Below are 25910 nucleotides of genomic sequence, written 5' to 3'. Positions count from 1 at the left end.
CGGCCCTCCCGCCGCTCCGTTGCGCCGTCAGTCGCCGGTAGGGCCCGGTCCCTCGCCGAAGCCCGGCCGGCCGGCCGGCTGCTGCCGGGACGCCTCGTCGGGCTACGCACGCCCGTCGCGTACGACCCCGAGGGTGCTGCCGTGCCTGCCGTCGGGGCCGCAGAACACCCGCAGTACGTCGATGCCCGCGGGTACGTCGAAGTCGCCGTCGCTCACGCGGGCATTCGAGCACCGCCCGGGTGGCGGCCCTGTGAACGGGCCGCCACCCGGGCGGTGTTGCCGGACGGATCAGGCGGTACGGCGACGACGGGCGGCGATCACCACTCCGGCGCCGGCCGCCACGACGACACCCGAGGCGGCGAACAGGGCACCGGCCGGGATGTCGGAGCCGGTGGCGGCGAGGGAGCCCGAACCGCCGACCGAACCACCGGCCGAGCCGCCGCCCACGCTGCCGCCGCCGGTGGCCGTGGAGCCTCCCGCCAGGCCCGTGGAGCCGGTGGAGCCCGTGGAACCGCCGCCGCCCGTGCCGCCCGGGAGTTCGGCGTCCTTGTCGAGGGCGACCGCGACGGTCAGCGCGTCGAGCTGCTCGCCCGCCGGGTACATGCCGCCGAATGCCTTGGTGCCGTCGGCGGTGAGGGCCGCCGGGACGGACGAAAGGGCCACCACACCGTTCTTGGCCGCGAGTCCCCCCTTGGGCAGCTTCAGGTCGGCGACGGCCAGACCGGTGTACGTGCTGACCTTCTTGGTCTCGCGGTCCTTGGTGGAGACGTCCGCGATCAGGGTGCCCTTCGCCCCGTTCACCTGGATCTTCATGCGGGTCAGGGAGAGGTCGAGGGTGTACGTGCCGTTCTCCTCGTGGCCCAGGAAGCGGACCTTGCCGTCGAAGCCGGCGTTCAGGGTCTGCGCGTCGGCGTCGAAGTGGCCGGTGGCGTCGGGGAACCGGTAGCCGTCGCCGGACGCGGTGGCGCCGGCCGTCGTCTCGACCTTGCCGTGGGCGATCGGCCCCGTGACGTAGCTGCGGAAGGACTTCTTGACGCCCCAGTCCAGGGTGCCGTCGACGATCGCGCCCGGGTCGGCGGCCGGCTTGCCGGTGGCCGGGGAGGACGGGGACGCGGTCGAGGTGGGCCGCTCCGTGGGCTTGGTGGTCGGCTTCTCGGTGGGCTTCCCGGTCGGTTCCGTGGTCGGCTTCCCGGTCGGCTCCTCGGTGGGCTTCTCGGTGGGCTTCTCGGTGGGGGCCGCGGCCGCCTTCACCGAGAGCGTGGCCGGGTCGAGCGCGTCGCCCTCCTTGTACTGGCCGTTGAAGGCTTCGGAGCCCGCCTTCGTCAGCGTCGCCGGGATGTCCTTGAAGACCATCGCACCGCCCGCGCCCTGGCCCGGCTTCACCGCCGACAGGTCGAGAGCCGCGAACGCCACGTCGTCGCGCGTGCCTTCCGGGGTCGTGACATCGACGGTGATCGCGCCGCCGGTACCGGCCGTGGAGAGCTTCACGTCCGAGAGCGTGATGTCGAGAACGCCCCCGTGGGCGTAGAAGTTGACGCCGCCCTCGAAGGCGGTGTCGGTGCCGTGCATGGCCGTGTCGTAGGTGCCCTTGCCGTTGCCGAAGGTGAACACGCCGTTGTCCGGCGCCTGGGTGGCGCCGCCCTTGACGGTGATCTTCCCGCCGGAGAACGAGGAGGCGAGGTACTTGCGGAAGGACTCCTTGACGCCCCAGTCCAGCGTGCCGTCCTTCAGCTCCAGCTTCGGCGCCGCGGCGGCCGACCCGTCGGAGGCGGTGCTGTCGGCGGCGAGCGCCGGAAGGGCGAACGCGGTGGCGCCGAGGGCGGCTGCCGTGGCGACGGCGGCGGCGAGAGCGGTGGGACGGCGGGTGGCTGCCATGGTCGGTGGTCTCCTCAGGAAATGAATCGGGGGGTGGGACGGGGGACGGGGGAACGGGTGAGTCCGGTGGGTCCGGTGGGTCTAGTGGCCGCTCTGCCGGGCGGCACGGCGGCGGGCGAGGTACAGCGCCCCCGCTGCGGCGGCGAGCACGCCCGCGCCGCCGATGCCGAGGTACAGCCCGGTGCGGGAACCGGAGTCGGACGCCGACGCCGCGGTGATGGTCCTCTCCGTGGGCGCTCCGGACGGCTGGGGCGACGCGTCGGGGGCGCTGCCCAGGTCGGGCAGGGCGGGCAGTTGGGCCTTGGTGCCGACGGCGACGGCGAGCGAGACGGGGTCCATCGCGGTGCCCGCCTTGTAGAGCGAGCCGAATGCCTCGGCGCCGTCGGCGGTGAGGGTCGCGGGGGCTTCGGTGAGGACGGCGAGACCGTCCTCGGGTGCGAAGTCCTCTGCGGTGAAGGTGACGAGCGGGACGGCCTTTCGCCGGTCGCCGCCGCTCAGGACGTCGGCGGAGAGCGTGCCCCGTCCCGCCGCCACCCGGACCGCGACCGCGGAGAGTTCCAGATCGAGCCCATCGGCGCCCGTGAAGCGCACACTGCCCGCGAAGTCGGCGTCCAGGGTCTGCTTCTTCGGGTCGTACGTGCCCTTGCCGCGCGGGAAGCGGAAGAGCGCCCCGCCGTCCTGGGCGCCGTCGGCGAGGGTCCACCCGCCCTTGCCGATGGAGCCGGTGACGTACTCGCGGAAGGTCCGGCGCACGCCCCAGTCGACGGCGGCGTCCTCGAAGCGGCCCGCGGCCTTCCCGGCCTTCCCGGCCTTCTTCGGTTCCGCCGGCCTGTCGGGGGACTGGGACGCGGCCGGCTTCCCGGCCGGAGCGGTGGTGTCCACGGAGAGGCTGACCGGGTCGAGCGGCGTACCGGCCGTGTAGTAGCCGGCGAACGCCTTCGCCCCCTGTGAAGTCAGCGTCGCCGGAACGTTGTCGAGGGCGACGGGGGTGGCACCGCCCCTCATGTCGATCCCGGAGAGACCGAGCGTCGCGAGAGGTACCTGGGCGGTCGAGGTGACCCGGCCGCTCCCCCGGTCCTTGCTGACCATGTCGGCGTACACGGTGCCGCTGCCGCCCGCGATGCGGACGGTGGGGCGGCTGATGGTGAGGTCCAGTTCATGGCTGCCGTCGGACTTCTTGTGGCCGACGAAGCGGACCCCGCCCGAGAAGCCCGAGGTGAAGGCGCCGGTCGCCGGGTCGTAGGAACCGGTGGCGGAGTGGAAGCGGAACTGGCTGCCGCCGACCGTGGCCGCGCCGCCGATCAGGCTCCAACTGCCGTGGGCGATCGGGCCGGTGACGTAGCTCTGGAAGGAGGACTTGATGCCCCAGTCCAGCCGGCCGCCCTGCACCGTGCGGCTCGCCGCTTGCGCGGCGGCGGCCGGGAGCAGGGCCCCCAGCAGGGCCGCGAGAAGCGCGACAGCGAGCGCGCGGGCAGGTCTGGACGACAGCATGGGGACCCCTCCGAGGTCTAGTGAGTCAGGTAAGGCTAACCTAAGCTATGCGCGTTCTGTGGCGGTACCCCCCTCTTCCGCCGCATTGCTCGCAAACCTGTGCCAACCACTCACCGCAGAACGACAGGACGGTGCCCCAGTGCGCTTCTCGCAGGACTTCGCCCCGCCGGGCCGGGAATCCCGGCGGCCAGGGCGCGGCCCGGTCAGGACCCGTGGACCGCTGGGCGCGCTGACGGCCGCCGTCGCCCTGGCCCTCGTCCTGACGGGCTGTGGCGGCGGTACGGACACCGGGGCTCCCGCCGCCCGTTCCGAGGGCGCCGCGGCCGACCGCGTCGAGCCCCTGACCACGGCCCCGAAGCCGCACCTGCCGGTCACGGTGAAGTCGGCGGACGGCGCCGAGGTCACCATCACGTCGACGGACCGCATCGTTCCGCTGACCGGCAGCCTGAGCGAGATCGTCTTCACGCTCGGCCTCGGCAAGCAGGTCGTGGCCCGCGACATCACCGCCACCTTCGAACAGGCGGCGAAACTCCCGGTGGTGACCCGCGCGCACGACGTCTCGGCGGAGAGCGTGCTGTCGCTGAAGCCGACCGTCGTCCTCGCGGACACCACGACCGGGCCCGCGGAGGCCATCGGCCAGATCCGCGATGCGGGGATTGCGCTCGTCGTCGTCGAACCGGCCAAGGAACTCGCCGACGTCGGCCCCCGGATCGACACCGTGGCGGCGGCCCTGGGCGTGCCGGACTCGGGCGCTGAGCTGAACGCGCGCACCCGGTCCCGTATCGAGGCCGTACAGAAGTCCGCGCCCGCCCCGGCGGACGGGGGCGAGAAGCCGCGGGTCGCGTTCCTCTACCTGCGCGGCTCGGCCTCCGTCTATCTGCTGGGCGGCCGCGAGTCCGGCGCGAGTTCGCTCATCGAAGCGGCCGGAGCCGTCGACGCGGGCAAGGAGTCGGGGCTGAAGAAGGACTTCACCGCCATCACCAGCGAGGCCCTCGCCAAGGCCGCGCCCGACGCCATCCTGGTGATGAGCAAGGGGCTCGAATCGGTGGGCGGCGTCGACGGCCTGGTGAAGATCCCGGGCGTCGCCGAGACCCCGGCCGGGATGGACCGGCGGATCGTCTCCGTCGACGACGGCGTGCTGCTGAACTACGGGCCGCGCACGGACCGGGTGCTGGGCGATCTGATCGCGCAGCTCCACCCGGCGGGCGGGGCCGCCAAGTGACCGCGCCGTACGAGGAACGCACCCGGCCGGCCGCCACCGCGGCCCCGGAACCGCGGGCGCCCGGGTCCCGGCGCTCCACCGGCTTCGTCCTGACCGCGGGACTGCTCGCCGCTCTCGTCGTGTGCTGCCTGCTCTCCGCCGGGCTCGGCGCCTACAGCATCCCGCTCGGCGACGTCCTCGGCTCGGTCCAGCACCGGCTCGGACTCGGTGGCGCCGCGCTGGACCGGGTCGGCGAGAGCGTGTTGTGGAACGTACGGCTGCCGAGGGTCGTCCTCGCCCTGCTCGTCGGGGCGTCGCTGGGCTGTGCGGGCGCCCTGATGCAGGGGGTGTTCGGCAACCCGCTCGCCGAGCCCGGGGTGATCGGGATCTCCTCCGGTGCGGCGGTCGGCGCGGTCGCCTCGATCGCGCTCGGGCTGAACTTCCTCGGCAACTGGACCGTCACCGTCTGCGCGTTCGCCGCCGGACTCGCGACCGTGCTGCTGGTGTACGCGCTGTCGCGGTCGGGCGGGCGGACCGAGGTCGTGACGCTGATCCTCACCGGGATCGCGGTCAACGCCTTCGCGGGCGCGCTGATCGGGCTGTTCATCTTCTTCGCCGACAACGCGCAGATCTCGCAGATCACGTTCTGGCAGCTGGGTTCCCTGGCCCAGGCGACCTGGCCCAAGGTGCTCGCCGTGCTGCCGTGTGCGGCGCTCGGGCTGCTCGTCGCGCCGTTCTACGCCCGGAAACTGGACCTCCTCGCGCTCGGCGAGCGGCCCGCCCGGCATCTGGGGGTCGATGTCGAGCGGCTGCGGATCGTGCTCGTCCTCGTGGTGGCGCTGCTGACCGCGGCCGCGGTGGCGGTCGCCGGGATCATCTCGTTCGTGGGGCTGCTGGTGCCTCATCTGCTGCGGATGGCGAACGGTCCCGGTCACCGCTTCCTCGTCCCCGGCAGCGCCCTCGGCGGCGCCCTCGTACTGGTGGTGGGCGATCTCGCGGCCCGTACCGTCGCCGATCCCGCCGAGCTGCCGCTCGGTGTGCTGACCGCGCTCTTCGGCAGCCCGTTCTTCTTCTGGCTGCTGCGCAGGACCCGTCGCAGGCAAGGTGGTTGGGCATGAGGGCCGTGAAGAACCCGTTCCGGAGCCGGGGCCGGCGGCTGCCCGCTCCCGGCTCCCCCGGCTCCCCCGTCGCCGAGGCGCGCGGGCTGCGCGTGCGGCTGGGGCAGCGGACGGTGCTCGACTCCGTCGACCTGACCGCACACGCGGGCGAGGTGCTGGCGCTCGTCGGGCCCAACGGGGCCGGGAAGTCGACCCTGCTGGCCGCGCTGGCCGCCGATCTGCCCGCCGAGAGCGGTGAGGTACGGATCGACGGGCGCCCGGTCACCGACTGGTCGGCCCCCGAACTGGCCCTGCGCCGGGCGGTGCTGCCGCAGTCCGCCGCGCTGTCGTTCCCGTTCCCGGTGGAGGACGTCGTACGGATGGGGCGGGCGCCGTGGGCCGGGACGCGGCACGCGGACGAGGACGACCCGGCGGTCGCCGCGGCGATGGCGGCCACCGAGGTCACCGAGTTCGCCCCGCGCCCCTTCTCCGCGCTGTCCGGCGGGGAACGGGCCCGGGTCGCGCTGGCCCGGGTGCTGGCGCAGCACGCCCCGCTGCTGCTGCTGGACGAGCCGACCGCGGCGCTCGATCTGCGTCATCAGGAACTCGTGCTGCGGATCTGCCGGGAGCGGGCCGCCGCCGGGGACGCGGTCGTCGTCGTGCTGCACGATCTGGGGCTCGCCGCGGCGTACGCGGACCGGGCCGCCGTGCTGCGCGACGGGCGGATCGCGGTGGCGGGCCCGCCCGCCGAGGTGTTCACGGACGAGTTGCTCGGCGAGGTCTACCGGCAGCCGGTCGAGGTGTTCCCGCACCCGCGGACCGGGACGCCCCTCGTCGTACCGACCCGAGGAACTTGACCCACACTTGACCATTCCATGGGGCATTCATGGGGTGCCCGTGATCGCCCCGTTCCCGGACCTCCGGGATGAGAGCTGAATCACTGCACAGGTGGGTACCGGTCAGGTAAGCCTCGGTTAAGTTAGGTCCGCCTCACCTGTCTTTGTCCGATCTTCTCCTGCTTCTCCTTCATCCTCTGTGGAGCCCGTATGCGAGCCGTTCGTTTCTCCGTCGTCACCGCTGCCGCCACGGTGGCAGCCCTGACCGCCGTCACGGGCTGCGCAGAGAAGAGCGACGGAAAGGGCGAAGGGGCCGTGCAGGTCGTCGCGAAGGACGACTCCTGCGAGGTCTCGAAGAAGAAGCTGCCGGCCGGTCACATCGAGCTGGCCGTCGAGAACAAGGGCTCGAAGGTCACCGAGGTCTACGTCCTCTTCCCGGACGACCGCATCGTCGCCGAGCGGGAGAACATCGGCCCCGGCACCAAGGCCACCATCACGGCCGAGATCAAGGCCGGTTCGTACGAGGTCGCCTGCAAGCCCGGCATGAAGGGCCACGGCATCCGGCAGAAGATCGAGGTCACCGGCGGCAACGCGGCCAAGCGCAGCCCCGAGATGGACAAGGCCGTCGCCGAGTACCGCACCTACGTCCAGGCGCAGGCCGACGAGACGCTGCCGAAGGCCAAGGCCTTCACCGACGCCGTCGCCGCGGGTGACATCGAGGCCGCCAAGAAGGTCTACGCCGACTCCCGGCTCGGCTGGGAGCGCACCGAGCCGGTCGCCGAGTCCTTCGGTGACATCGACCCGAAGGTCGACATCCGGGAGGACGGCCTGGAGGACGGTCAGAAGTGGACCGGCTGGCACCGCCTGGAGAAGGCGCTGTGGCAGGACAAGAAGCTGGGCGCCGAGGAGAAGGCCCTGGCCCCGGTCCTCTACAAGGACTTGCTCGACTGGCAGAAGCGGGTCGGCACGGCGGACATCACCCCGACCTCGATGGCCAACGGCGCCAAGGAGCTCCTCGACGAGGTCGCGACCGGCAAGGTCACCGGTGAGGAGGAGCGCTACAGCCACACCGACCTGATCGACTTCAAGGGCAACGTCGAGGGCGCGGAGAAGTCCTACGCGCTGCTGAAGCCGATCGCCTCGAAGAACGACCCGGCGCTGACGGCGTCCCTGGACAAGCAGTTCGCGGCGCTGAACACGCTGCTGGACAAGTACCGCAAGGACAAGAGCTCCTACGAGTTCACCTCGTACGAGAAGGTCGGCAAGGCCGACCGCAAGGAGCTGTCGGACGCGGTCAACGCGCTGGCCGAGCCGCTGTCCCGGCTCGCCGCCGCGGTGACGAAGTAACGGACGGGAAGGGGCCTGTCATGTCCGATCGGACACAGAACACCACCGGGACGGCGGCGGCTTCCGGAAGCCCCGCCCCCTCCCGCAGGGCACTGCTCGGCTGGGGCGGGGCCGGTCTCGCGCTGGGCGCCGTGGCGGCCGGCGGCGCGGTCGCCGCGGTGCGTACGGACAGCGACGCGGTGCCCGCCGCGGACAGCGGTGCGGCCGTGCCCTTCCACGGGGCGCATCAGGCCGGTATCGCCACCGCCGTACAGGACCGGCTGCACTTCGCCGCGTTCGACGTGACGACGAAGGACCGCGCCGAGCTGATCGCGCTGCTCAAGGAGTGGACGCGGGCGGCCGAGCGGATGACGGCCGGTCACGCGGTCGGCGACGGTGCGTACGGCGGTCTCGCCGAGGCCCCGCCGGACGACACCGGCGAGGCGCTGGGCCTCAAGCCGTCCCGGCTCACGCTCACCATCGGCTTCGGCCCCTCGCTCTTCGCCAAGGGCCGGTTCGGTCTGGAGGGCAAGCGCCCCGAGGCGCTCGTCGATCTCCCGAAGTTCCCCGGCGACAACCTCGACGCGGCCCGCAGCGGCGGCGATCTCTGCGTCCAGGCGTGCGCGGACGACCCGCAGGTCGCGGTGCACGCCATCCGCAACCTGGCCAGGATCGGCATGGGCCGCACCGCGATCCGCTGGTCCCAGCTGGGCTTCGGCAAGACGTCCTCGACGACGCCCGACGCCCAGACCCCGCGCAACATGATGGGCTTCAAGGACGGCACCCGGAACATCTCCGGCACCGACACCGCCGCCCTGGACCAGCACGTGTGGGTGGGCGAGAAGGACAGGGCGGGCTGGATGACCGGGGGTTCGTACCTGGTGGCCCGGCGCATCCGGATGCACATCGAGACCTGGGACCGCGCCCCGCTCCAGGAGCAGGAGGACGTCTTCGGCCGCGACAAGGGCGAGGGCGCCCCGGTCGGCAAGGCCAAGGAGCGCGACGAGCCGTTCCTGAAGGCGATGCTGCCGACCGCGCATGTGCGGCTCGCCCACCCGGACAGCAACGACGGGGCGACGATCCTGCGCCGCGGCTACTCCTTCACCGACGGCACGGACGGCCTCGGCCGGCTCGACGCCGGGCTGTTCTTCCTCGCCTATCAGCGCGACGCCCGCAAGGCATTCATCCCGCTTCAGCGGCGCCTCGCGGCGCACGACGCACTCAACGAGTACATCCAGCACGTGGGTTCGGCGCACTTCGCCGTCCCGCCCGGCGTCCGCGACAAGGACGACTGGTGGGGCCGGGCGCTGTTCTCGTAGAGGGACCGGCACGGGGGCCCCGCGAGGCCGCCCCCGATTGCCGTTCCCTCTTGGGGACTCGAAGCAGAAAAGGAGAACCGGAACGTGTTCAGCAACTTCCTGATCGGCCTGCGCGAGGGGTTGGAGGCCAGCCTGGTCGTCTGCATCCTCATCGCCTACCTGGTGAAGACCGGCAACAAGGACAGGCTGGTGCCGATCTGGGTCGGCGTCGGTATCGCGATCGTCGTCAGCCTGGCGTTCGGCGCCGGCCTCGAATTCGGCTCGCAGGAGATGACGTTCAAGGCCCAGGAAGCGCTCGGCGGCTCGCTGTCGATCGTCTCGGTCGGCCTGGTCACCTGGATGGTCTTCTGGATGCGGCGCACCGCGCGGCATCTCAAGACCGAGCTGCACGGAAAGCTCGACGCGGCACTCGCGATGGGGACCGGCGCGCTGGTCGCCACGGCGCTCCTCGCGGTGGGCCGGGAGGGCCTGGAGACCTCGCTGTTCGTCTGGCGCGCGGTGCACGCGGCGGACGACGGCTGGCACCCGATGATCGGCGCGTTCCTCGGCATCGCGGCCGCCGTCCTCCTGGGCTGGCTGTTCTACCGGGGCGCGCTGAAGATCAACCTGTCGAAGTTCTTCACCTGGACCGGCGGCATGCTGGTGGTCGTCGCCGCGGGGGTGCTCGCGTACGGCGTCCACGATCTGCAGGAGGCCGAGTTCATCGGCGGTCTCCACAACCAGGCGTTCGACATCAGCGCCGCGATTCCGCCGGACAGCTGGTACGGCACGCTGCTGAAGGGCACGTTCAACTTCCAGCCCGACCCGACCGTTCTCCAGATCACGGTGTGGGCGCTGTATCTGATCCCCACCCTCGCACTGTTCCTCGCCCCGGTAGGGTTCGGACGGTCAGAGAGCCGGGCAGTGGGCAGCGCGGGTTAAGGAGCGGGGCCGGGGTGCGTGCATCGCAAGGCGGAGGATTGAATCGACGCGGAGCGTCGGTGATCGACGACGACGCCGCGAGGTGCGTGCCCCGGCCCCACGACGCCGCGAAGTCCGCTGCCCGGCCCTCTCCGTGGGGGCGGCGGACCAGAAGGCGCGGAAAGCAGCGGATGAGAAGTCTGAGGCCGATTCGGCTGGCGACGGGGCTCGCGACGGCGACGGTGCTGTCCTTGACGGCGAGCGGGTGCGTGACGGTGCACGGCGAGCTGGCGGTGGTGCCGGCGGCAACCAGGTCCGAGGCCGCTCAGGCCCTGAAGGACTTCACCGCCGCGTACAACGCGGCGGACAAGGCCTACGACCCGGCTCTGGACGCGGACCGGGTCACCGGCCCGCTCGGCGCGATCAACCAGGCCGGGCTGAAGGCCCGGCAGAAGAACAATCCGGACGGCAACGCGAACCACAAACCGCTGGAACTGACCGACGCCCGGTACCTCATCCCGAAGAAGGCCGGCTGGCCGCGCTGGTTCCTCGCGGACACCGACTCCAACCGTGACGAGGACAGCGGGAAGCTCGACACCCGCTGGCTGCTCGTCTTCGTCAAGTCCGGGCCCGGCGCGGGGTGGAGGACCGCCTACCTGTCGGTCGTCGCACCGTCCCAGCTGCCCGCCGTCGCCGTGGACGGCGACGGCCGCGCCGAACCGGTGGCCGCGGACAGCCCCGAACTGGCCGTGGCACCACAGGACTTGAGCACCCGGTACACGCAGTACCTGCAACAGGGCACCCCGGACGTCTTCGCTCCCGGCACCGCCACGTCCGGCTGGCGGGAGGCGCGCCGCACCACCCGGCGGGCGGGCTTCTCGTACCAGTACATCGACCAGCCGCTGGACGGCGGCACGTTCGCCCCGCTCGGCCTGGAGACGGAGGACGGCGGCGCGCTGGTCTTCTTCAGCAGCAAGCACTTCGAACGGCAGACGGCGGCGAAGGGACTGCGTCCACCGCTCAACTCGGACGTGGAGGCGCTGCTGACCGGTGAGATGAAGTCGACCCTCACCAAGGAGCGGATCTCCAGCCAGCTGGTGTACGTGCCGAAGAAGGGCGCGAAGGACGGCAAGGTGGTCATGCTGAACCGGCTGCCGGGCCTGACGGCGGCGAAGGGCTCGTGACCGGGACTGCCGGACTCGCCCAGGGCCCGTCCGGCAGCCTCGTCAGCGACTCATCGGCCACGCCACCGAGTCGTGGTCGAGATCACTCTGGTCCGCCGCGTCCGCGTACTGCGCGCACGCGTCGGTGAGCGTCTCCAGCAGCGTCAGCGGATCGGGCAGCGGGTTCTCCGGCCCCCGCACCCACCCCACGTCCAGCTCACCAGGAAGTCTGGCCGGCGGCAGGAGCACATAGCTGCCGCGGCAGTGCCACCGCAGTCCCGGATGCTCGTCCATGGTCTCGGGATGGCAGTCCAGCTCGCACGGCCACCACTCGTCCTCGTCCTCGGGCGTACCGCGGGTGGCGGTGAAGAAGAGCATCCGGTCGTCGCCGGACCGGGCTACGGGGCCGACGTCGATGTCCGCGGCGAGGAGCCGCTCCAACGCCTGGCCGCCCGCGGACAGCGGCACGTCGAGCACGTCGTGGATCATGCCGGTCGCGGTGATGAAGTTGGCCTGCGGCTGGCTGCGGGCCCAGCGCTCGATCTGGGCGCGGTCCGTGGTGGACTGCGTCTGCCAGGCGAAGGAGATGGGGTGCCGGGCGGGGGTGGGACAGCCGATGCGCTCGCACGAACATCGGTAGCCGACCGGATGGGCGGCGGGCGCGATCGGCATTCCGGCCTCGGCGACGGCCAGGAGCAGCGCCTCCCGGGCGGCGTCGTCGACCTCGCTCTGCTGCGGTTTGGGTCGGCGGCGGAGCCATTGGGAAAATTTGCTCTCTGAGCCGCGATAACGGCCGAAATCGGCGCCCATCTATCCCCTTACCTCAGCGTTGCTCCTGCCCATGGTCCCACCATCCTGCGCCTCAGGTGGCCGGAGTTCCGAAGCGGGGTGCGCGGCACAGCGCCATGAGCTGGGCACTATGACACTTGTTGTCATGAAATGACGGGTGCGTCTCAGGGCTGCGTCAGGGCTGCGTCGGCCCGAGCGGGGTGCGGTCGACGATCACGTCCGGGTACGCGCGGGTGAGCGGGAGGGCGCGCGGCCACCCGCGGTGCGTGAGCGGGAGGGTGCGCGGCGGCCGGCGGTGCGTTCTGCCGGGCCGGTCGGTCCAGCAGCAGTGCGAGGCGATACGTATCGTCTCATCACCGTGCGGAACCACCCGATCGGATCACTGCGCGCGGGCCCCGGAGAGCGGACCATGGGCTGACGCACACACCCGTGCGAAGTCCCCCGCAGGCCACCCCTGCTGTGTTCGTGAGGAGCCTTCGTTGCCTCGTGAAGCCACACCCCGCCGTTACCTGATGTGCGCTCCGGCCCATTTCAGGGTGACGTACTCCATCAACCCCTGGATGGACCCCAGCAAGCCCGTGGACCTCCCCCTGGCCCAGACCCAGTGGGAGGACCTCCGCGACCGCTACCGATCCCTCGGACACACCGTGGAGCTGCTCGCGCCCCGGCCGGAGCTGCCCGACATGGTCTTCGCCGCCAACGGCGCCACCGTCATCGGCGGCCGGGTGCTGGGGGCCCGGTTCGCGTACCAGGAGCGGTACGCGGAGGCCGGGGCCCATCGCGAGTGGTTCCGGGCCAACGGCTTCACCGACATCCACGAACCGGCCCACGTCAACGAGGGCGAGGGCGATTTCGCGGTCACCGCCTCGTACCTGCTGGCCGGACAGGGCTTCCGGTCCAGCCCGCTCTCGCACGGCGAGGCGCAGGAGTTCTTCGGGCGCCCGGTGATCGGGCTCGATCTGGTCGACCCGCGCTACTACCACCTGGACACGGCCCTGTCCGTGCTCGACGAGGCGGGCGACGAGATCATGTACTACCCGGGGGCGTTCTCGCCCGGCAGCCGGGCGGTGCTGGCGAGGCTCTTCCCGGACGCGCTGATCGCCGAGGAGGCGGACGCCGCGGCACTCGGCCTGAACGCGGTGAGCGACGGACTCCATGTGCTGCTGCCGCAGGCCGCCACGGGGCTCTTCGATCCGCTGCGGGCGCGCGGCTTCGAGCCGGTGCCGATGGATCTGGGCGAGCTGCTGAAGGGCGGCGGCAGTGTGAAGTGCTGCACACAGGAGCTGCGCGGGTAGCCGGGCCCGCCCCGCACGCGCCCCGTCCTCAGTCCCCGGACGGGCTCGGCAGGTGGGGCGGCGGCCACTCGTCGCCCCACGCGGTGTCCCGGGCGGCCCGGTACAGCTCGCCGTGGCGCTTGGTGACCGTGGAGCGCCGCAGGGCCTCGTCGCGGGTGCAGAGGTCCAGCAGCACCTGTCCCTTGCGGATCTGCGGCTTGCGGGTGACGCGTGCCCGGACGGGCTCCGTGTCGAAGCGGGTCGCCACGACATAGCTGAACTTCTCGTCCTCGTACGGCAACGAACCGCCCTTCACCTGCCGGTGGAGCGAGGAGCGGCTGACCCGGGCCGAGAAGTGGCACCAGTCCGTGCCCGGCTCGATGGGGCAGGCGTCGCTGTGCGGGCAGGGCGCGGCGACCTTCAGCCCGGCGGCGATCAGCCGGTCGCGGGCCTCGATGATCCGGGCGTAGCCGTCGGGGGTGCCGGGCTCGACGACCACGACGGCCCGAGCCGCGGCCGCCGCGGTGTCGACGAGCGCGGAACGGACGTCCGCCGTCAGCTCCTTGAGTACGTAGGAGACGGTGACCAGGTCCACGGGGGCGAGTTCGAGGCCCGCGCCGATCCGGGCCCGGCGCCACTCGGCGGCGCGCAGGGCGGGGATGCCGGAGACCTCGGCCAGCTCACGGCCCAGCGCGAGCGCGGGCTCGGCCCAGTCCAGGACGGTCGTCCGCGGCCCCTCCCAGGCCCCGGCCACGGCCCAGCTCGCCGCTCCGGTACCGCCGCCGATGTCGGTGTGCGTGGCGGGCGCCCAGTCCGGGGCGGCCTCCTGGAGCGCGGCGAGGGCGGACCGTACCGCTTCGAAGGTCGCGGGCATCCGGTACGCGGCGTAGGCGGCGACATCGGAACGGTCGCGGAGCACCGGGGCGTCGGTGGGGGTGGTCCCCCGGTAATTGGCGATGAGCCGGTCGACCGCCTGGGCGGCCTGCTTGGGCGGCAGCCCGTCGAGCAGTCCGGCCAGCGCCGCGCGCAGGGCTTCCGCGGTGGGGAGGGTGGCGTTCACCGACGAATTGTAGGCGGAGGCCGCCCTCCCGCTTCCGGCCCGGACCGGCGGCGAACAGCATGGCATGCGAACTGCCGCGACCCCTGCGCCAGTTGCTACGCTGACCGCCGCGAGGTCGGGATTGCCCATCGAGGGAAGCCATGAGACAGAAGATCGTGCGCCTGGTTCTGGTCGGCGGAGTGCTCGTGCTCGCCATGCTTCTTCTACTGGCGACCTGCGCCAGTGGTGAGAAGAGTGCCGACAAGTCGAAGAAACATGCCAAGAAGAGCTCGGTCCCGGTGACCCAGCTCACCGTCCCGTCCGTGTTCGCGACGGAGCGCGGCTGGGAGCTCATAGGCACCTCGCCCGACTACGCGCTCTCCCGGACGACGGGCAGCCTCGCCTACCTCGCGCGGGTCTCGGACACCAAGTACCAGCTGCGGACCATCGACGCGGAGACCGGCGAGGCCGGCTGGCACGGGGAGAGCTGGCGGCCCCCGTCCCCGCAGCACTTCCCGAGGCTCCTCCCGCTCACCGCGGGGGACCACGAGTACTTCGTGACGTGGTCGTACGGAAAGGTCGGCGAGAACGCGCTGACCCCCGCCGACACCATCGTCTCGCTGGACGTCTACGACGTGGAGGACGGCTCCCGGCGGCGCGTCGAGGTGCCGTGGAGCTCCGTGCCCACGGTCTCCACCTCCGGCCCCGGCATCCTGATCAGCGACGGCCGGACGAACAGCGCGGTGGTCGACCCGGTGACCGGCCGGGTGTCCCGGATAACCGCCCCCGCCCTCAAGTACCCGAAGGGCTGCACGACCTGCAAGCAGCTCACCGAGGTCCGCGGGCTGACGCAGAAGGGCCTGCTGGTCAGCGGGTCCAAGGAGTTCTGGGTGCAGGGCGGCTGGTTCAGCCGCAATGTCGCCCCCAAGGGCACCGACCGGCTCAGCGGGATCCCGACGTCGGTGATTCCGGGCCTGGTGCTGGCGAAGTGGCAGCTCGCCAAGGGCGCGAAGCGCGCCGCCACCCATGACCTGTGGACGGTGCACGACCTGGAGACGGGCAAGGTGCTCGCCTCGGTGGAGTGCAGCAAGCCCGCGATCAAGCCGGGCCAGTACCCGCAGCTCGTCTCCGCGCCCTCCGGGAACTTCCTGGTGGCCGGGCCGCTCGCCTTCGACCTGCTGACGAAGCGGGGCTTCTGCTTCGAGGGGACGGACGGCACTAAGCCGCTGACGCTGGCGTCGGTGAACGACGAGGGCATCGCGTACGGCGCGGCGAACGCGCGCAACGCGGCGGACGTACTGGCCGGCGGCGGCACCCCCGTCGCGGTGGCGGTCAGGAGCGGCACGACGGGCGCCCTGCCGTCGAACCAGCGGATTCCGGGCACGGTGACGGCGGACGGCGTCGGTCTGTTCCGCTGGACGGACGAGAAGGACCGCCCGCATCTGATCGGCTACCCGAGCGCGCACTGAGGGCTGTCCCGTGCGGCCGGGGACGCGGCCGGCGGGTGGTCCGCCTGCGAGTGCGGCGACTGCTCACCGCCTCATCGGGTGCCTTCTCTCCCCGTCCGGGAGGAACGGCGGTCCTCGGCGTCGAACACCGCAAGCGAGCGTGCCCCGGGCAGCAGCGCTCGTTCCAAAGGGCGCAGGAGTGTGTCCTCCAAGCCTCCCAGCGCTTCGGCGAGCTCTTCCGAGACGTCCCGGGTGATCTCCTCCGCCACGGCATCCACCGGGGTGCGGGGGCCCAGCTTGCTGACCACGGCGGCCGCGCGGGCGGGGGTGAGGAGTGCCGAGGCCTGGGCCAGGAGCCAGGCGGGAACTCCGGCCGCTCCCTGCGGCGGGGGCAGATAGGGACGTGCGCCGTCGAACCGCTCGTCCTCCGCGAAGGACTTCTGCTTCACCTTGGCCACCGGACGCATGCCCGCGCCTGCGGATTCCGCCTCCCGCCATTCGCCGGCCGGCTTGAGGACGTAGCCCTCGGCGAGATTGTCCGCCAGCTCGGGCAGCCCGAAGAGGGCTGGGACTCTTGTGGAGAAGGCGCACGGCAGCTCCTGGAGCCTGTTCAGCGCGCCGTGCCCGAGCGCGGGGGGACAGACGAGCCCTGCGGCCGCCGCGGCTCCGCGCAGAGCACGGTCGGAGATCCAGCTGCGTCCCTCGGACTTCTCGACCGATGCGTCGAACGGCAGCCAGTGCAGGCCCGGTGCGTACCACACGCCCGTCTGCACCGGCTCGGCCCCGGCAACGGCGGGCACATCCGGGTGCGGGTAGCACCCACCGGCCAGCTCACCGTAGATCGTCACCACCGCGGCATCACCCCGCACGCCGCGCAGCGCGGCGGCGAAACGGGCTGCCGCCACCGACAGCACCGGCCAGACCCTGCTCACGCCGAAGAAACCGTCCAGCGCGTCGTCGCCCAACAGCTCACGCCGCTTCGCCGGATGAACCCCCGTGCCGTCGCACACCACCGCAAAGTGCGCTCCGTGCACCTTTTCCACCGCGACCCACTCCCGGGCCCCGGAAACACCGAGCCCTCCCCTCGCGGAGATCTTGGGATACGGCCGTAGCGCGGAACCCGCAGACGCAGCGTCGGACATGAGGAGGATCATCGCGGCCCGCCGGGCCCCGGGCAACCGGATTCATACCGGTCCCGGTCCCGGCGGCCCCCGTCACGGAACCGGCGTCACGACACGCGCTGCCAGGGCCTGCACAGCCCCAGGAAGCAGGCCATCGCGCCCACCCCGCACACCAGTTGCACGACGGCCATCGGCACGGCCGTCCCCTCGCCCGCGATCCCGACGAGCGGCGAGGCGATGGCGCCGATCAGGAAGGACGAGGTGCCGAGCAGCGCGGACGCGGACCCGGCCGCGTGCTTGGTACGCATCAGGGCCTGCGCGTTCGTGTTCGGCATCGCGAGACCCATCGCCGACATCAGCACGAACAGCCCGGCCGCGACCGGGACCAGGCCGACGTCCCCGAAGACCCCGGACGTCATCAGCAGCAGCGCGGTCGCGGCCAGCACGATGACGGAGAGGCCGAAGGCGAGCGCCTTGTCCAGGCTGATCCGGCCGACCAGTACCTTGCCGTTGATCTGGCCCACGGCGATCAGGCCGACCGAGTTGATGCCGAAGAGCAGGCTGAAGGTCTGCGGCGAGGCCCCGTAGATCTCCTGCACGACGAACGGCGAGGCGCTCACGTACGAGAAGAGGGCGGCGAAGGCGAGACTGCCCGCCATCATGTAGCCGGTGAAGACCCGGTCGGCGAGCAGCCCGCGCATGGTGCGCAGGGCGTCGCCGATGCCGCCGGTGTGCCGTTCCTGCGGCGGCAGGGTCTCGTGCAGCCACTTCCAGACGATCAGGGTGAGCATCACGCCGACGACGGTGAGGACGGCGAAGATCCCCCGCCAGTCGGTGAACCGCAGCACCTGTCCGCCGATCAGCGGCGCGACGATCGGTGCGACGCCGGAGATCAGCATCAGCGTGGAGAAGAACCTGGCCATCTCCACGCCGTCGTACAGGTCGCGCACCACGGCGCGGGCGATGACGATCCCGGCCGCACCTGCCAGGCCCTGGAGCAGGCGGAAGCCGATGAGAAGTCCGGTGGTGGGGGCGAAGACGCACAACACGGTGGCGACGACGTAGACGATCATGCCGAGGAGCAGTGGCCTGCGCCTCCCCCACCGGTCGCTCATCGGTCCGACGACGACCTGCCCGAGTGCCATGCCGGTGAGGCAGGCGGTGAGGGTGAGCTGGACGGTCGCGGCGGGGGCGTGCAGGGACTCGGTGACCGCGGGCAGCGCCGGGAGGTACATGTCCATGGAGAGCGGCGGCAGTGCGGTGAGGCCGCCCAGGACGAGGGTGACGAGAAGTCCGGTGCGCCGGGCCGCTTCGGTGGCGGCCGGTGGCCCGGGGGCGGTACCGGTGACCGGGGGCTCTGGCGTCCCGGTCCCGGCGGTCGGTATGTGTGTGCGTTCCTGCTGGGCTCGGCTTGCGCCGCTCTCCGGCATTCTCATCTCCATGTCGTTGAATCCGCCTCTATGCTCTCAGCTCAGCCGGACTGGTCGAGACCGTTTTGGGGTGCAGGCATGACAGGCATGAGCAGGGCTGTGCGGTGGGGCGTGCTGGCGACCGGCGGTATCGCGGCGACGTTCACCGAGGGCCTCCGGGCGATGCCGGACGCGGAGGTGGTGGCCGTCGCGTCCCGTACGGACGCGTCCGCGAAGGCGTTCGCGCAGCGGTTCGGGATACCCCGGGCCTACGGCAGCTGGGCCGAGCTCGCCGCCGACGACGACGTCGACGTGGTGTACGTGGCGACGCCGCACTCGGCGCACCGGGAGGCGACCGCGCTCTGCCTGGAGGCCGGGAAGCACGTGCTGTGCGAGAAGGCGTTCACCCTCAACGCGCGGGAGGCGGACGAGCTGGTGAAGCTCGCCCGGGACCGCGGGCTGTTCCTGATGGAGGCCATGTGGACGTACTGCAACCCGGTCGTCCGGCGCATGACGGAGCTCGTGCGGGACGGCGCCGTCGGGGACATCCGGACCGTGCAGGCCGACTTCGGGTTCGCGGGCGACTTCGGTCCCGGGCACCGGCTGCGCGACCCGGCGCTGGGCGGTGGGGCGCTGCTGGACCTCGGGGTCTATCCGGTGTCGTTCGCGCATCTCCTGCTGGGTGAGCCGGACCGGGTGCAGGCGGACGCGCTGCTCTCCCCGGAGGGCGTCGACCTGAACACGGCGATGCTGCTGAGCTGGTCGCAGGCGGGCGCCTCGGCGCTGCTGAACTGCTCCATCGTCGGGGACACCCCGGTGACCGCGACGGTCACCGGGACGAAGGGACGGATCGATTTCCCGCACGGCTTCTTCTACCCGGAACGGTTCGTGCTGCACCGGCCTGGGCGCGAGCCGGAGGAGTTCACCGCGGGGGCGGCGGGCGCGGGGCTGCGCGGGATGCAGTTCGAGCAGGCCGAGGTGGCGCGGGCGTTGCGGGCGGGCGAGACGGAGTCGCCGCTGGTGCCGCTGGACGGTTCCCTCGCCGTGATGCGGACGCTCGACGCGGTACGTGACCGCATCGGCGTCCGCTACCCGGCCGACGGACTCGGCTGACGGACTCGGCCGACCGGCGCCCGCCCGGCCGGGAACAGGGGCCCTACGCGGGCGTGAGGCCCTGGTTCCCCACCTCCGTGACGAACGATCCGGCCGTCGCGAGGGGCGCACCGGGCGTGGTGACGGCCGACACCGTGCGGTAGTCGGCGCGCGCCCGCTGCGCGCCCAGCGTGACGACGGCGTATCCGCGACGGCCGTTGAAGAACTTCATGTGCGGGTTGGCCTGCATCTGGTTGTTCCAGCTGCCTGGCTTGTCCGAGCCGTTCTTGCCGCTGGTGATGGAGGTGGCGACGATCTCCGTGCCGAGGGTGCGGGACGACGGGTCGTCGAAGTTCTTCTTCAGGTCGAAGCCGTAGCCGACGTGCACATCGCCGGTCAGCACCATCAGGTTGTCGATCCCGGCGGCCTCGGCTCCCTTCAGGACCCGGTCCCGGGAGGCGGGGTAGCCGTCCCACGCGTCCATCGACAGCTTGAAGGCATCGGTGGGGACGTCGCGCCGCTGGGCGAAGGTGACCTGCTGCGGCACGACGTTCCAGGTGGCGTGCGAGGCGCGCCAGCCGTCGAGCAGCCAGCGCTCCTGGGCGGCGCCGGTGAGGGTGCGCGACGGGTTCTCGGACTCCGGTCCGGGCTTCTGCCAGCCGTCGCCGTACGCCTGGTCGCTGCGGTACTGGCGGGTGTCGAGGATGTCGAACTGGGCGAGGCGGCCGAAGTGCAGGCGCCGGTAGAGCTTCATGTCCGGCCCGGTGGGCCGCTGCGGGGTGCGCAGCGGCTGGTTCTCCCAGTACGCCCGGTAGGCGGCGGCGCGCCGCAGCAGGAACTCCTCCGGCGGTACGTCGTTCTCGGGGATGTCGCCCGCGTAGTTGTTCTCGGTCTCGTGGTCGTCCCAGGTGACGACGAAGGGGTGCGCGGCGTGGGCGGCGCGCAGATCGGGGTCGGACTTGTAGAGGCCGTAGCGCAGCCGGTAGTCCTCCAGCGTGATCGTCTCCCGGTTGAAGTGGGCGGGGAGGGTGCGGTCGGTGTAGGCACGGGCCCCGCCGGTCGCGTCGACCGCGTATTCGTAGAGGTAGTCACCGAGGTGGAAGACGACGTCGACGTCCTCCTGGGCGAGGTGCTTGTACGCGGTGAAGTAGCCGTCGTGGTAGGCCTGGCAGGAGACGGCGGCCAGGCTCAGCGTGCTGTTGCGGGCGGCGCGGGCGGGCGCGGTGCGGGTCCGGCCGGTGCGGCTGGTCCAGTTCCCGGTACGGAAGCGGTAGTAGAAGACGCGGTCCGCTTCGAGGCCCTTGACCTCGACGTGGACGCTGTGGTCGAACTCCGGGTGGGCGGTGGCCGATCCGCGTCGGACGATGCGGGAGAAGCGCTCGTCACGGGCGAGTTCCCAGCGCACCTGGACGCGGGTGCGGGGCAGTCCGCTGCCGGGCTCGTACGGGCGCGGGGCGAGCTTCGTCCACAGCAGGACCGAGTCGGGCAGCGGGTCGCCGGAGGCGACGCCGAGGGTGAACGGGTCCTCACTGATCTTCCGGGCGTCCAGCTCGGCGGCGCTCGCGGTGCCCGCGGCCGGCAGGTTGACCGAGAAAGCGAGCGCGGCTGCGGCACCGGTGACGGTGAGGAAGCGGCGGCGTCCGAGATTCCTGGCGGCGTCGCGCAGCTCCTGCTGGTGCGATGAGTGCGTCATCTGTCCCTCCCCTGACTGGTGGTGTACTCGGAACAAGTACACCGGACCGGCACATCGAGCGGCTGTCGTGTTCGCGTCGCTCGAGCATCGCGTGGATGAGGAGTGCGGCAGGAATGGATTCGCGGGGCATAGCGCGCATACGTGACAGAGGCCATGATCATCACTACCCGCCGCCCCCCGGCACGAACCCGCCGCCGACCGCGCCTTCTTGACCCCCATGTGGCCCCACGGATCCGCCCGGACCGGCTGGACGGATGGGCGTACGCTGCGGCCCCATGAGCAACACGTTGTTGAAATCCGGCGCGAAGACGGCGGTCGTGACGGGCGCGGGCTCCGGAATCGGCCGCGCGGTGGCCCTGGCCCTGACCGGCGCCGGATGGTCGGTGGCGCTCTCGGGCCGGCGCCCGGAACCCCTCGCCGAGACAGCCGCGCTGGCCGGGAGGAGCGCCCGGGTGATCACCGTCCCCGCCGATGTCTCGCGCCCCGAGGACGTGGACGCGCTCTTCTCCTCGGCACGGGAGTGCTTCGGCCGCCTGGACCTGCTCTTCAACAACGCGGGTACGTTCGGCCCGCGTTCCGTCCCCGTCGAGGACCTCCCGGTGGAGGACTGGTGTTCGGTGGTGGACGTGAACGTGACGGGCGCGTTCCTGTGCGCGCAGGCCGCGTACCGGCTGATGAAGGAACAGGACCCGCAGGGCGGCCGGATCATCAACAACGGCTCGGTCTCCGCCCATGCGCCGCGCCCGCACTCCGTCGCCTACACCACGACCAAGCACGCCATGACGGGCCTGACGAAGTCGCTGTCACTGGACGGGCGTCCGTACCGGATCGCCTGCGGGCAGATCGACATCGGCAACGCGGCCACGGACATGACCGAACGGATGCGGACGGGCACCCTTCAGGCCGATGGTGAACTCGCGGTGGAGCCGGTGATGGCGGTGGCGGACGTGGCCCGGACGGTGCTCCACATGGCGGAGCTGCCGCTGGAGGCGAACATGCAGTTCGCGACGGTCCTGGCGACGGCGATGCCGTACGTGGGGCGCGGCTGACGGACCCGCCCGAACCGGCCGCCCCACGCGGGCGGTTGCCGTCCCACGGCCGCATCCCGGCCGAGAAGCGCACTTTCCGGCCGGGCGGACGCGCGCTGCCCTTATGCTCACAGTTCTTCACCGGAACTCCACGCAAGGACCACAGCATGCGCATACCCACCGCCGCACCGCTCGCCCTGGCCGCGGCCACCGCCCTGACCGGCTCACTGCTCGTCACGGCACCGGCGTCGGCCGCCTCGCACCAGGGCGGACTGCACCTCGGCAGGATCCAGTACGACAGCCCCGGCAAGGACACCCGCACCAACGCCTCCCTCAACGCCGAATGGGTGGACATCCACAACAACGGCACGTCGAAGCTCCAGCTCAAGGGCTACAAGCTCAAGGACGACACCGGGTACACGTACACCTTCCCCAGCTACACCATCGGCGCGGGCAAGACCGTCAAGGTCCACACGGGCAAGGGCAGGAACGCGTCGGGCAACGTCTACTGGAACCGCGGTTCGTACGTCTGGAACAACACCGGTGACAAGGCCCGGCTGATCAAGCCGAACGGCAAGCTCCAGGACTCCTGCTCCTGGACGAAGTCGGGCAAGGGCACCAAGAACTGCCACTGAGCCGACGCCCTCGCGCCCCGGGGCGTCCGACCGGCCGGACGCCCCGGGCCTGGTCCGGCCGGCTCGGAAATACCCCGGGCCTGGTCCGGCCGGCTCGGAAATACCCCGGGCCTGGTCCGGCCGGCTCGGGAATGCTCCGGGCCGGAAATGTCCCGGGTCGGGAATGCTCCGGGCCGCGGCAGGGTTGACCTGCGGCATGAGCCAGAATTCACGTACCGGGATCCTGCGTTACACCGCGTTCTCCGCCGATCCGGAGGGCGGCAATCCAGCGGGGGTCGTCCTTGACGCGTCCGGTCTCGACGACGCGGCGATGCTCGCCGTCGCGGCGGAACTGGGGTACAGCGAATCGGCCTTCCTGACCGGTCGGAACGAACCGGCCGACGACGGACCACCGGCCGCCCGGGGGTACACGATCCGCTACTTCAGCCCGAAGGCCGAAGTCCCGTTCTGCGGCCACGCCACCGTGGCGGCGGCCCTCGCACTCGCCGAGCGCGACGGCCCCGGCGATCTGGTGTTCAGCACCCTCGCGGGCACGGTCCCGGTCACCGTCACCCGGGAGGGCGGCGAACTCCGCGCCACGCTCACCAGCGTCGAGCCGGACGTGACGGACATCGCCCCGGAAGACCTGGCGGAGGCGCTGGCCGCCCTGGACTGGCCGGCCGCCGACCTCGACCCGGCCCTGCCGCCCCGGATCGCGTACGCGGGCGCCCGGCACCTGGTGCTGGCCGCCGCGACCCGGGAGCGGCTCGCCGACCTCGACTACGACTTCGCCCGCCTCGAAGCCCTGATGCACCGCCTGGACCTGACCACCCTGCAACTGGTGTGGCGGGCGTCGCCGACCGTCTTCCACGTCCGCAACCCGTTCCCGGTGGGCGGTGTCGTCGAGGACCCCGCCACGGGCGCGGCGGCGGCCGCCTTCGGCGCCTTTCTGCGTGCGCTGGGCCTCGTCCCGGACACCGCGCTCCTCACCCTCCACCAGGGTGAGGACATGGGCCGCCCCGGCGTCCTCACGGTCGAACTCCGGTCGGGCGACGCGCGGGTGCGGGTGAGCGGTACGGGCACCCGGATCGAGCCCTGACGCGACGGCGCCCGGCGCCGTCAGCGGCTCGGACCGCCACCGAGGTGCCGGCGGTACCACGGGGCGTGCCGGGCGAACGCGGTCGTGAAGCCCTCGCCCGGCTCCCAGTCGAAGTCCTGCCCGACCCGTTCGTCGGCGAACCAGTGGTCCACGGCGAGCATGCCGAGGTGGTGCAGTGCGTACGGCACCCCGGCGAGCCGCTCACGGGCGGCCGCCACGTCGACACCGGCGGCTCCCCAGGGCAGCCGCAGTTCGTCGAGGACCGTGGACAGCAGCTGCGAACAGCTCACCGGCTCGGGGTGGTTGACGTGGTAGACCCCGGCCGGCTCCTTCGGGGACAGCGCCGCACCCAGCAGCGCCCGCCCCAGCGCCTCCGCGTCGATCATCGAGTGCCGCGCCCCGCACCCGGTCAGACCGGCCGAGAGCTGCCGGACCAGCGCGACCAGCCCGGGCACCGCCCACCGGTCCCCGGCGCCGTACACGAGGTGCGGCCGCACCACGACGCCGCCGGCCGCGAGGACGTGCTGCTCGGCGGCGGCGCGGGTCAGGCTGGTGGCCGAGGCCGGGGCGGGGTCGGCCTGTCCGGGCAGCAGCCCGGTGAACGGGCCCCGGCCGTAGACGGATGCCGTGCTCAGGTACACGATCCGGGTGACCCCGCAGCGAACCGCCTCCTCGGCCAGCGCCCGCGTTCCTTGATCATTTACCGACCGCGCGGTCGGTTCGTCACCCCCGATCCAGGAGGCGCAGTGGATCACCGCGTCGACGCCCTCGCAGCTGCCGCGCAGCGTCGCCGGGTCGGCGAGATCCCCGTACACCGTCTCGGCGCCGGGCCCTCCGGCGGATGCGGCGAGGGCGGTCCGGTGGGTCATCAGACGCAGCCGGAGGCCGGGGGTGGCGCGGGCCGCGGCCACCGCATGGCCGCCGATGAAGCCGGTCGCGCCGGTGATGAGTACGCGCGGTGTCATGACTGCCCGGCCTGCCGGGGGTGGGCCGCGCCCGGCCGCGGGCCCGGGGATTCGAGAGTGCAGGCGAAGACCGGCCGGTCGTCCTGCGTCGCCGAGACGCGCACCGCGCTCGCCGCGGGATCACCGGCCGGGACGGTCCGGGCCTCGATCCAGCAGGGGCGGTCGAGTTCCACGTACTGGAGGAAGTCGGTCCTGACCGACACGGGGAGGAAGTCGTGGCCGGGGGTAACGGCGACCGCCGCCTGACGGGCCGCCTCCAGCAGCAGAATGCCCGGCACGTGGTCGTTGGGCCGGGCGAACAGCGTCGGGTGTCCGGTGTCGATCCGCAGCTGCCAGACGCCGCGCCGCGGCCCCGGCGCCAGTACGACATCGCGTTCATCGGCCCTGCCCACCTCGGCCGGTGCGACGGCGGGCAGGAGGGGTATCGGGGCGCCGATCACGTACCGCCGCCCGTTCCGCAGCTTCTGGTACGCCTCGGCCGAGGCGCAGCTGATACGCCCGCCTCCGCTGGCGAGGACGGCGCCCAGGCGGTGCAGGAGCAACTCGACATGCATGGAGCCGATGTGCCGCCGGCCGCGCCGGATCCGGGAGCAGGACACATCCACCGTGATGTCCCAGGGCGCCTCGCCCAGGAGCAGTTGGCCGGGTTCGCAGACATACGCCAGCTCCCACATCACGAACTGGTTCTCGAACGGCATACCGAAGGCCGCGTGGCCCAGGAGCATCGTCGTCTGGCGCATGGTCTCCGCGATCAGCAGCGGATCCTGGTGCCGGCCGGACACGGGGGCGAAGAAGCGGTGCGTCTGCGGCCACCGGGCCGACACCGAGAACTGGGTCTCGGTCTGCCGGGTCCAGCCGGTGGCAAAGACGTCCTCGGCGTCGGGCCGGTGGACCAGGCGCCGCAGGAAGTCGCCCTCCGGCCGTCTTCCCGTCGGCGCCGTCCCCTCGGCTTCCAGGTATTCGGCGAATTCGGCGGCTCCGATACGTCCGGCACCGTCGATGCCGTCGACGGATACCGAAGCACTGCGCGAGGTGAGCTGAACCATGAATATTCCTCCCAGAGGATCCATACCGGGAGGGCAGTCCGCCCCCGCAGTAAGATACTGACAGTCCGGTTTTCCTATCCAGCCA

At 71.9% G+C, this 25910-nt stretch carries 22 protein-coding genes; 13 read left to right on the top strand and 9 right to left on the bottom strand.

The features are described from left to right. Positions 1–288: 288 nt before the first annotated feature. A complete protein-coding gene (locus tag ACFVT1_RS19795; protein WP_389796930.1) occupies positions 289–1875 on the bottom strand; it encodes an HtaA domain-containing protein in 1587 nt (528 codons plus the stop codon). A gap of 81 nt (positions 1876–1956) precedes the next feature. Beyond that, a complete protein-coding gene (locus tag ACFVT1_RS19790; RefSeq protein ID WP_389796927.1) occupies positions 1957–3366 on the bottom strand; it encodes an HtaA domain-containing protein in 1410 nt (469 codons plus the stop codon). A gap of 139 nt (positions 3367–3505) precedes the next feature. Between ACFVT1_RS19790 and ACFVT1_RS19785 the strand changes: the two genes are divergently transcribed. The 7 genes from ACFVT1_RS19785 to ACFVT1_RS19755 all read left to right on the top strand — a co-directional run bounded on the left by ACFVT1_RS19785 (position 3506) and on the right by ACFVT1_RS19755 (position 11229). Beyond that, complete coding sequence (locus tag ACFVT1_RS19785) at positions 3506–4588, top strand: hemin ABC transporter substrate-binding protein (protein ID WP_389796925.1); 1083 nt, start codon at positions 3506–3508, stop codon at positions 4586–4588. Continuing rightward, positions 4585–5685, top strand: a complete 1101-nt coding sequence (locus tag ACFVT1_RS19780; RefSeq protein WP_389796923.1) for a FecCD family ABC transporter permease — start codon at positions 4585–4587, stop codon at positions 5683–5685. The genes ACFVT1_RS19785 and ACFVT1_RS19780 overlap by 4 nt, the downstream gene beginning before the upstream one ends. Continuing rightward, complete coding sequence (locus ACFVT1_RS19775) at positions 5682–6521, top strand: heme ABC transporter ATP-binding protein (protein ID WP_389796920.1); 840 nt, start codon at positions 5682–5684, stop codon at positions 6519–6521. The genes ACFVT1_RS19780 and ACFVT1_RS19775 overlap by 4 nt, the downstream gene beginning before the upstream one ends. Before the next feature lie 189 nt (positions 6522–6710). Next, a complete protein-coding gene (efeO, locus tag ACFVT1_RS19770) occupies positions 6711–7847 on the top strand; it encodes an iron uptake system protein EfeO (protein ID WP_389796918.1) in 1137 nt (378 codons plus the stop codon). Between the two features lie 20 nt (positions 7848–7867). Next, positions 7868–9145, top strand: coding sequence for an iron uptake transporter deferrochelatase/peroxidase subunit (gene efeB, locus ACFVT1_RS19765; RefSeq protein ID WP_389796917.1), 1278 nt, complete (start codon positions 7868–7870; stop codon positions 9143–9145). Positions 9146–9229: 84 nt separating this feature from the next. Continuing rightward, positions 9230–10066, top strand: a complete 837-nt coding sequence (gene efeU, locus ACFVT1_RS19760; protein WP_389796914.1) for an iron uptake transporter permease EfeU — start codon at positions 9230–9232, stop codon at positions 10064–10066. A 170-nt stretch (positions 10067–10236) separates the two neighbouring features. Beyond that, on the top strand, positions 10237–11229 hold the full coding sequence (locus tag ACFVT1_RS19755; protein WP_389796912.1) for a hypothetical protein: 993 nt from the start codon (positions 10237–10239) through the stop codon (positions 11227–11229). Positions 11230–11271: 42 nt separating this feature from the next. Here ACFVT1_RS19755 and ACFVT1_RS19750 read toward each other — a convergent pair whose 3' ends face one another. Then, complete coding sequence (locus ACFVT1_RS19750) at positions 11272–12018, bottom strand: bifunctional DNA primase/polymerase (RefSeq protein WP_389796909.1); 747 nt, start codon at positions 12016–12018, stop codon at positions 11272–11274. Between the two features lie 458 nt (positions 12019–12476). Between ACFVT1_RS19750 and ddaH the strand changes: the two genes are divergently transcribed. Beyond that, on the top strand, positions 12477–13292 hold the full coding sequence (ddaH, locus tag ACFVT1_RS19745) for a dimethylargininase (RefSeq protein WP_389796906.1): 816 nt from the start codon (positions 12477–12479) through the stop codon (positions 13290–13292). Positions 13293–13320: 28 nt separating this feature from the next. Here the strand turns inward: ddaH and ACFVT1_RS19740 are convergent, their stop codons facing one another. Next, a complete protein-coding gene (locus ACFVT1_RS19740) occupies positions 13321–14331 on the bottom strand; it encodes a small ribosomal subunit Rsm22 family protein (protein WP_389796904.1) in 1011 nt (336 codons plus the stop codon). 140 nt (positions 14332–14471) lie between these two features. Between ACFVT1_RS19740 and ACFVT1_RS19735 the strand changes: the two genes are divergently transcribed. Then, complete coding sequence (locus ACFVT1_RS19735) at positions 14472–15779, top strand: hypothetical protein (RefSeq protein ID WP_389796902.1); 1308 nt, start codon at positions 14472–14474, stop codon at positions 15777–15779. Positions 15780–15850: 71 nt separating this feature from the next. Here ACFVT1_RS19735 and ACFVT1_RS19730 read toward each other — a convergent pair whose 3' ends face one another. Further along, positions 15851–16900 carry an RNA ligase family protein gene (locus ACFVT1_RS19730; protein WP_389796901.1) on the bottom strand — a complete coding sequence of 350 codons (1050 nt, stop codon included), beginning with the start codon at positions 16898–16900 and terminating at the stop codon, positions 15851–15853. Between the two features lie 86 nt (positions 16901–16986). Further along, the gene (locus ACFVT1_RS19725; RefSeq protein ID WP_389796899.1) at positions 16987–18309 is read right to left on the bottom strand and encodes a multidrug effflux MFS transporter; all 1323 of its coding nucleotides are present in this window, start codon (positions 18307–18309) and stop codon (positions 16987–16989) included. Between the two features lie 87 nt (positions 18310–18396). Between ACFVT1_RS19725 and ACFVT1_RS19720 the strand changes: the two genes are divergently transcribed. Then, entirely contained in the window at positions 18397–19401 is a 1005-nt protein-coding gene (locus ACFVT1_RS19720; protein WP_389796991.1) for a Gfo/Idh/MocA family protein, read from the top strand. Positions 19402–19444: 43 nt separating this feature from the next. Here ACFVT1_RS19720 and ACFVT1_RS19715 read toward each other — a convergent pair whose 3' ends face one another. Then, positions 19445–21073 (bottom strand): alkaline phosphatase D family protein, encoded by a 1629-nt coding sequence (locus ACFVT1_RS19715; RefSeq protein WP_389796896.1) that lies wholly within the window; start codon positions 21071–21073, stop codon positions 19445–19447. A gap of 275 nt (positions 21074–21348) precedes the next feature. Here ACFVT1_RS19715 and ACFVT1_RS19710 point away from each other — a divergent pair, with 275 nt between their 5' ends. The 3 genes from ACFVT1_RS19710 (at position 21349) to ACFVT1_RS19700 (ending at position 23814) form a co-directional block, all read left to right on the top strand. Next, positions 21349–22122 (top strand): SDR family oxidoreductase, encoded by a 774-nt coding sequence (locus tag ACFVT1_RS19710; protein ID WP_389796894.1) that lies wholly within the window; start codon positions 21349–21351, stop codon positions 22120–22122. A gap of 146 nt (positions 22123–22268) precedes the next feature. Next, positions 22269–22736 (top strand): lamin tail domain-containing protein, encoded by a 468-nt coding sequence (locus ACFVT1_RS19705; RefSeq protein ID WP_389796892.1) that lies wholly within the window; start codon positions 22269–22271, stop codon positions 22734–22736. Between the two features lie 196 nt (positions 22737–22932). Next, entirely contained in the window at positions 22933–23814 is an 882-nt protein-coding gene (locus tag ACFVT1_RS19700) for a PhzF family phenazine biosynthesis protein (protein ID WP_389796890.1), read from the top strand. Between the two features lie 20 nt (positions 23815–23834). On the opposite strand, the gene ACFVT1_RS19695 is transcribed toward ACFVT1_RS19700, so the two are convergent. Both ACFVT1_RS19695 and ACFVT1_RS19690 read right to left on the bottom strand, forming a co-directional pair. Next, a complete protein-coding gene (locus ACFVT1_RS19695; RefSeq protein ID WP_389796887.1) occupies positions 23835–24779 on the bottom strand; it encodes an NAD-dependent epimerase/dehydratase family protein in 945 nt (314 codons plus the stop codon). Beyond that, a complete protein-coding gene (locus tag ACFVT1_RS19690) occupies positions 24776–25825 on the bottom strand; it encodes a ScbA/BarX family gamma-butyrolactone biosynthesis protein (RefSeq protein WP_389796885.1) in 1050 nt (349 codons plus the stop codon). Before ACFVT1_RS19690 ends, ACFVT1_RS19695 begins: the two co-directional genes overlap by 4 nt. Positions 25826–25910 lie beyond the last annotated feature (85 nt).

The sequence above is a fragment of the Streptomyces sp. NPDC057963 genome (assembly GCF_042887155.1).
Taxonomy (GTDB): domain Bacteria; phylum Actinomycetota; class Actinomycetes; order Streptomycetales; family Streptomycetaceae; genus Streptomyces.
Note: the sequence above shows the minus strand (reverse complement) of the source record. Positions and strands in the feature narration are given on the sequence as shown.

Excerpts from the sequence above, each read along its gene's own strand:
- ACFVT1_RS19795 (WP_389796930.1), bottom strand. The coding sequence starts at position 1,875 with ATGGCAGCCACCCGCCGTCCCACCGCTCTCGCCGCCGCCGTCGCCACG.
- ACFVT1_RS19690 (WP_389796885.1), bottom strand. The coding sequence starts at position 25,825 with ATGGTTCAGCTCACCTCGCGCAGTGCTTCGGTATCCGTCGACGGCATC.
- ACFVT1_RS19730 (WP_389796901.1), bottom strand. The coding sequence starts at position 16,900 with ATGTCCGACGCTGCGTCTGCGGGTTCCGCGCTACGGCCGTATCCCAAG.
- ACFVT1_RS19790 (WP_389796927.1), bottom strand. The coding sequence starts at position 3,366 with ATGCTGTCGTCCAGACCTGCCCGCGCGCTCGCTGTCGCGCTTCTCGCG.
- efeB (WP_389796917.1), top strand. The coding sequence starts at position 7,868 with ATGTCCGATCGGACACAGAACACCACCGGGACGGCGGCGGCTTCCGGA.
- ACFVT1_RS19700 (WP_389796890.1), top strand. The coding sequence starts at position 22,933 with ATGAGCCAGAATTCACGTACCGGGATCCTGCGTTACACCGCGTTCTCC.
- ACFVT1_RS19695 (WP_389796887.1), bottom strand. The coding sequence starts at position 24,779 with ATGACACCGCGCGTACTCATCACCGGCGCGACCGGCTTCATCGGCGGC.
- ACFVT1_RS19775 (WP_389796920.1), top strand. The coding sequence starts at position 5,682 with ATGAGGGCCGTGAAGAACCCGTTCCGGAGCCGGGGCCGGCGGCTGCCC.
- ACFVT1_RS19715 (WP_389796896.1), bottom strand. The coding sequence starts at position 21,073 with ATGACGCACTCATCGCACCAGCAGGAGCTGCGCGACGCCGCCAGGAAT.
- ACFVT1_RS19710 (WP_389796894.1), top strand. The coding sequence starts at position 21,349 with ATGAGCAACACGTTGTTGAAATCCGGCGCGAAGACGGCGGTCGTGACG.
- ACFVT1_RS19725 (WP_389796899.1), bottom strand. The coding sequence starts at position 18,309 with ATGCCGGAGAGCGGCGCAAGCCGAGCCCAGCAGGAACGCACACACATA.
- efeO (WP_389796918.1), top strand. The coding sequence starts at position 6,711 with ATGCGAGCCGTTCGTTTCTCCGTCGTCACCGCTGCCGCCACGGTGGCA.
- ACFVT1_RS19735 (WP_389796902.1), top strand. The coding sequence starts at position 14,472 with ATGAGACAGAAGATCGTGCGCCTGGTTCTGGTCGGCGGAGTGCTCGTG.
- ACFVT1_RS19720 (WP_389796991.1), top strand. The coding sequence starts at position 18,397 with ATGAGCAGGGCTGTGCGGTGGGGCGTGCTGGCGACCGGCGGTATCGCG.
- ACFVT1_RS19755 (WP_389796912.1), top strand. The coding sequence starts at position 10,237 with ATGAGAAGTCTGAGGCCGATTCGGCTGGCGACGGGGCTCGCGACGGCG.
- ACFVT1_RS19705 (WP_389796892.1), top strand. The coding sequence starts at position 22,269 with ATGCGCATACCCACCGCCGCACCGCTCGCCCTGGCCGCGGCCACCGCC.
- ACFVT1_RS19750 (WP_389796909.1), bottom strand. The coding sequence starts at position 12,018 with ATGGGCGCCGATTTCGGCCGTTATCGCGGCTCAGAGAGCAAATTTTCC.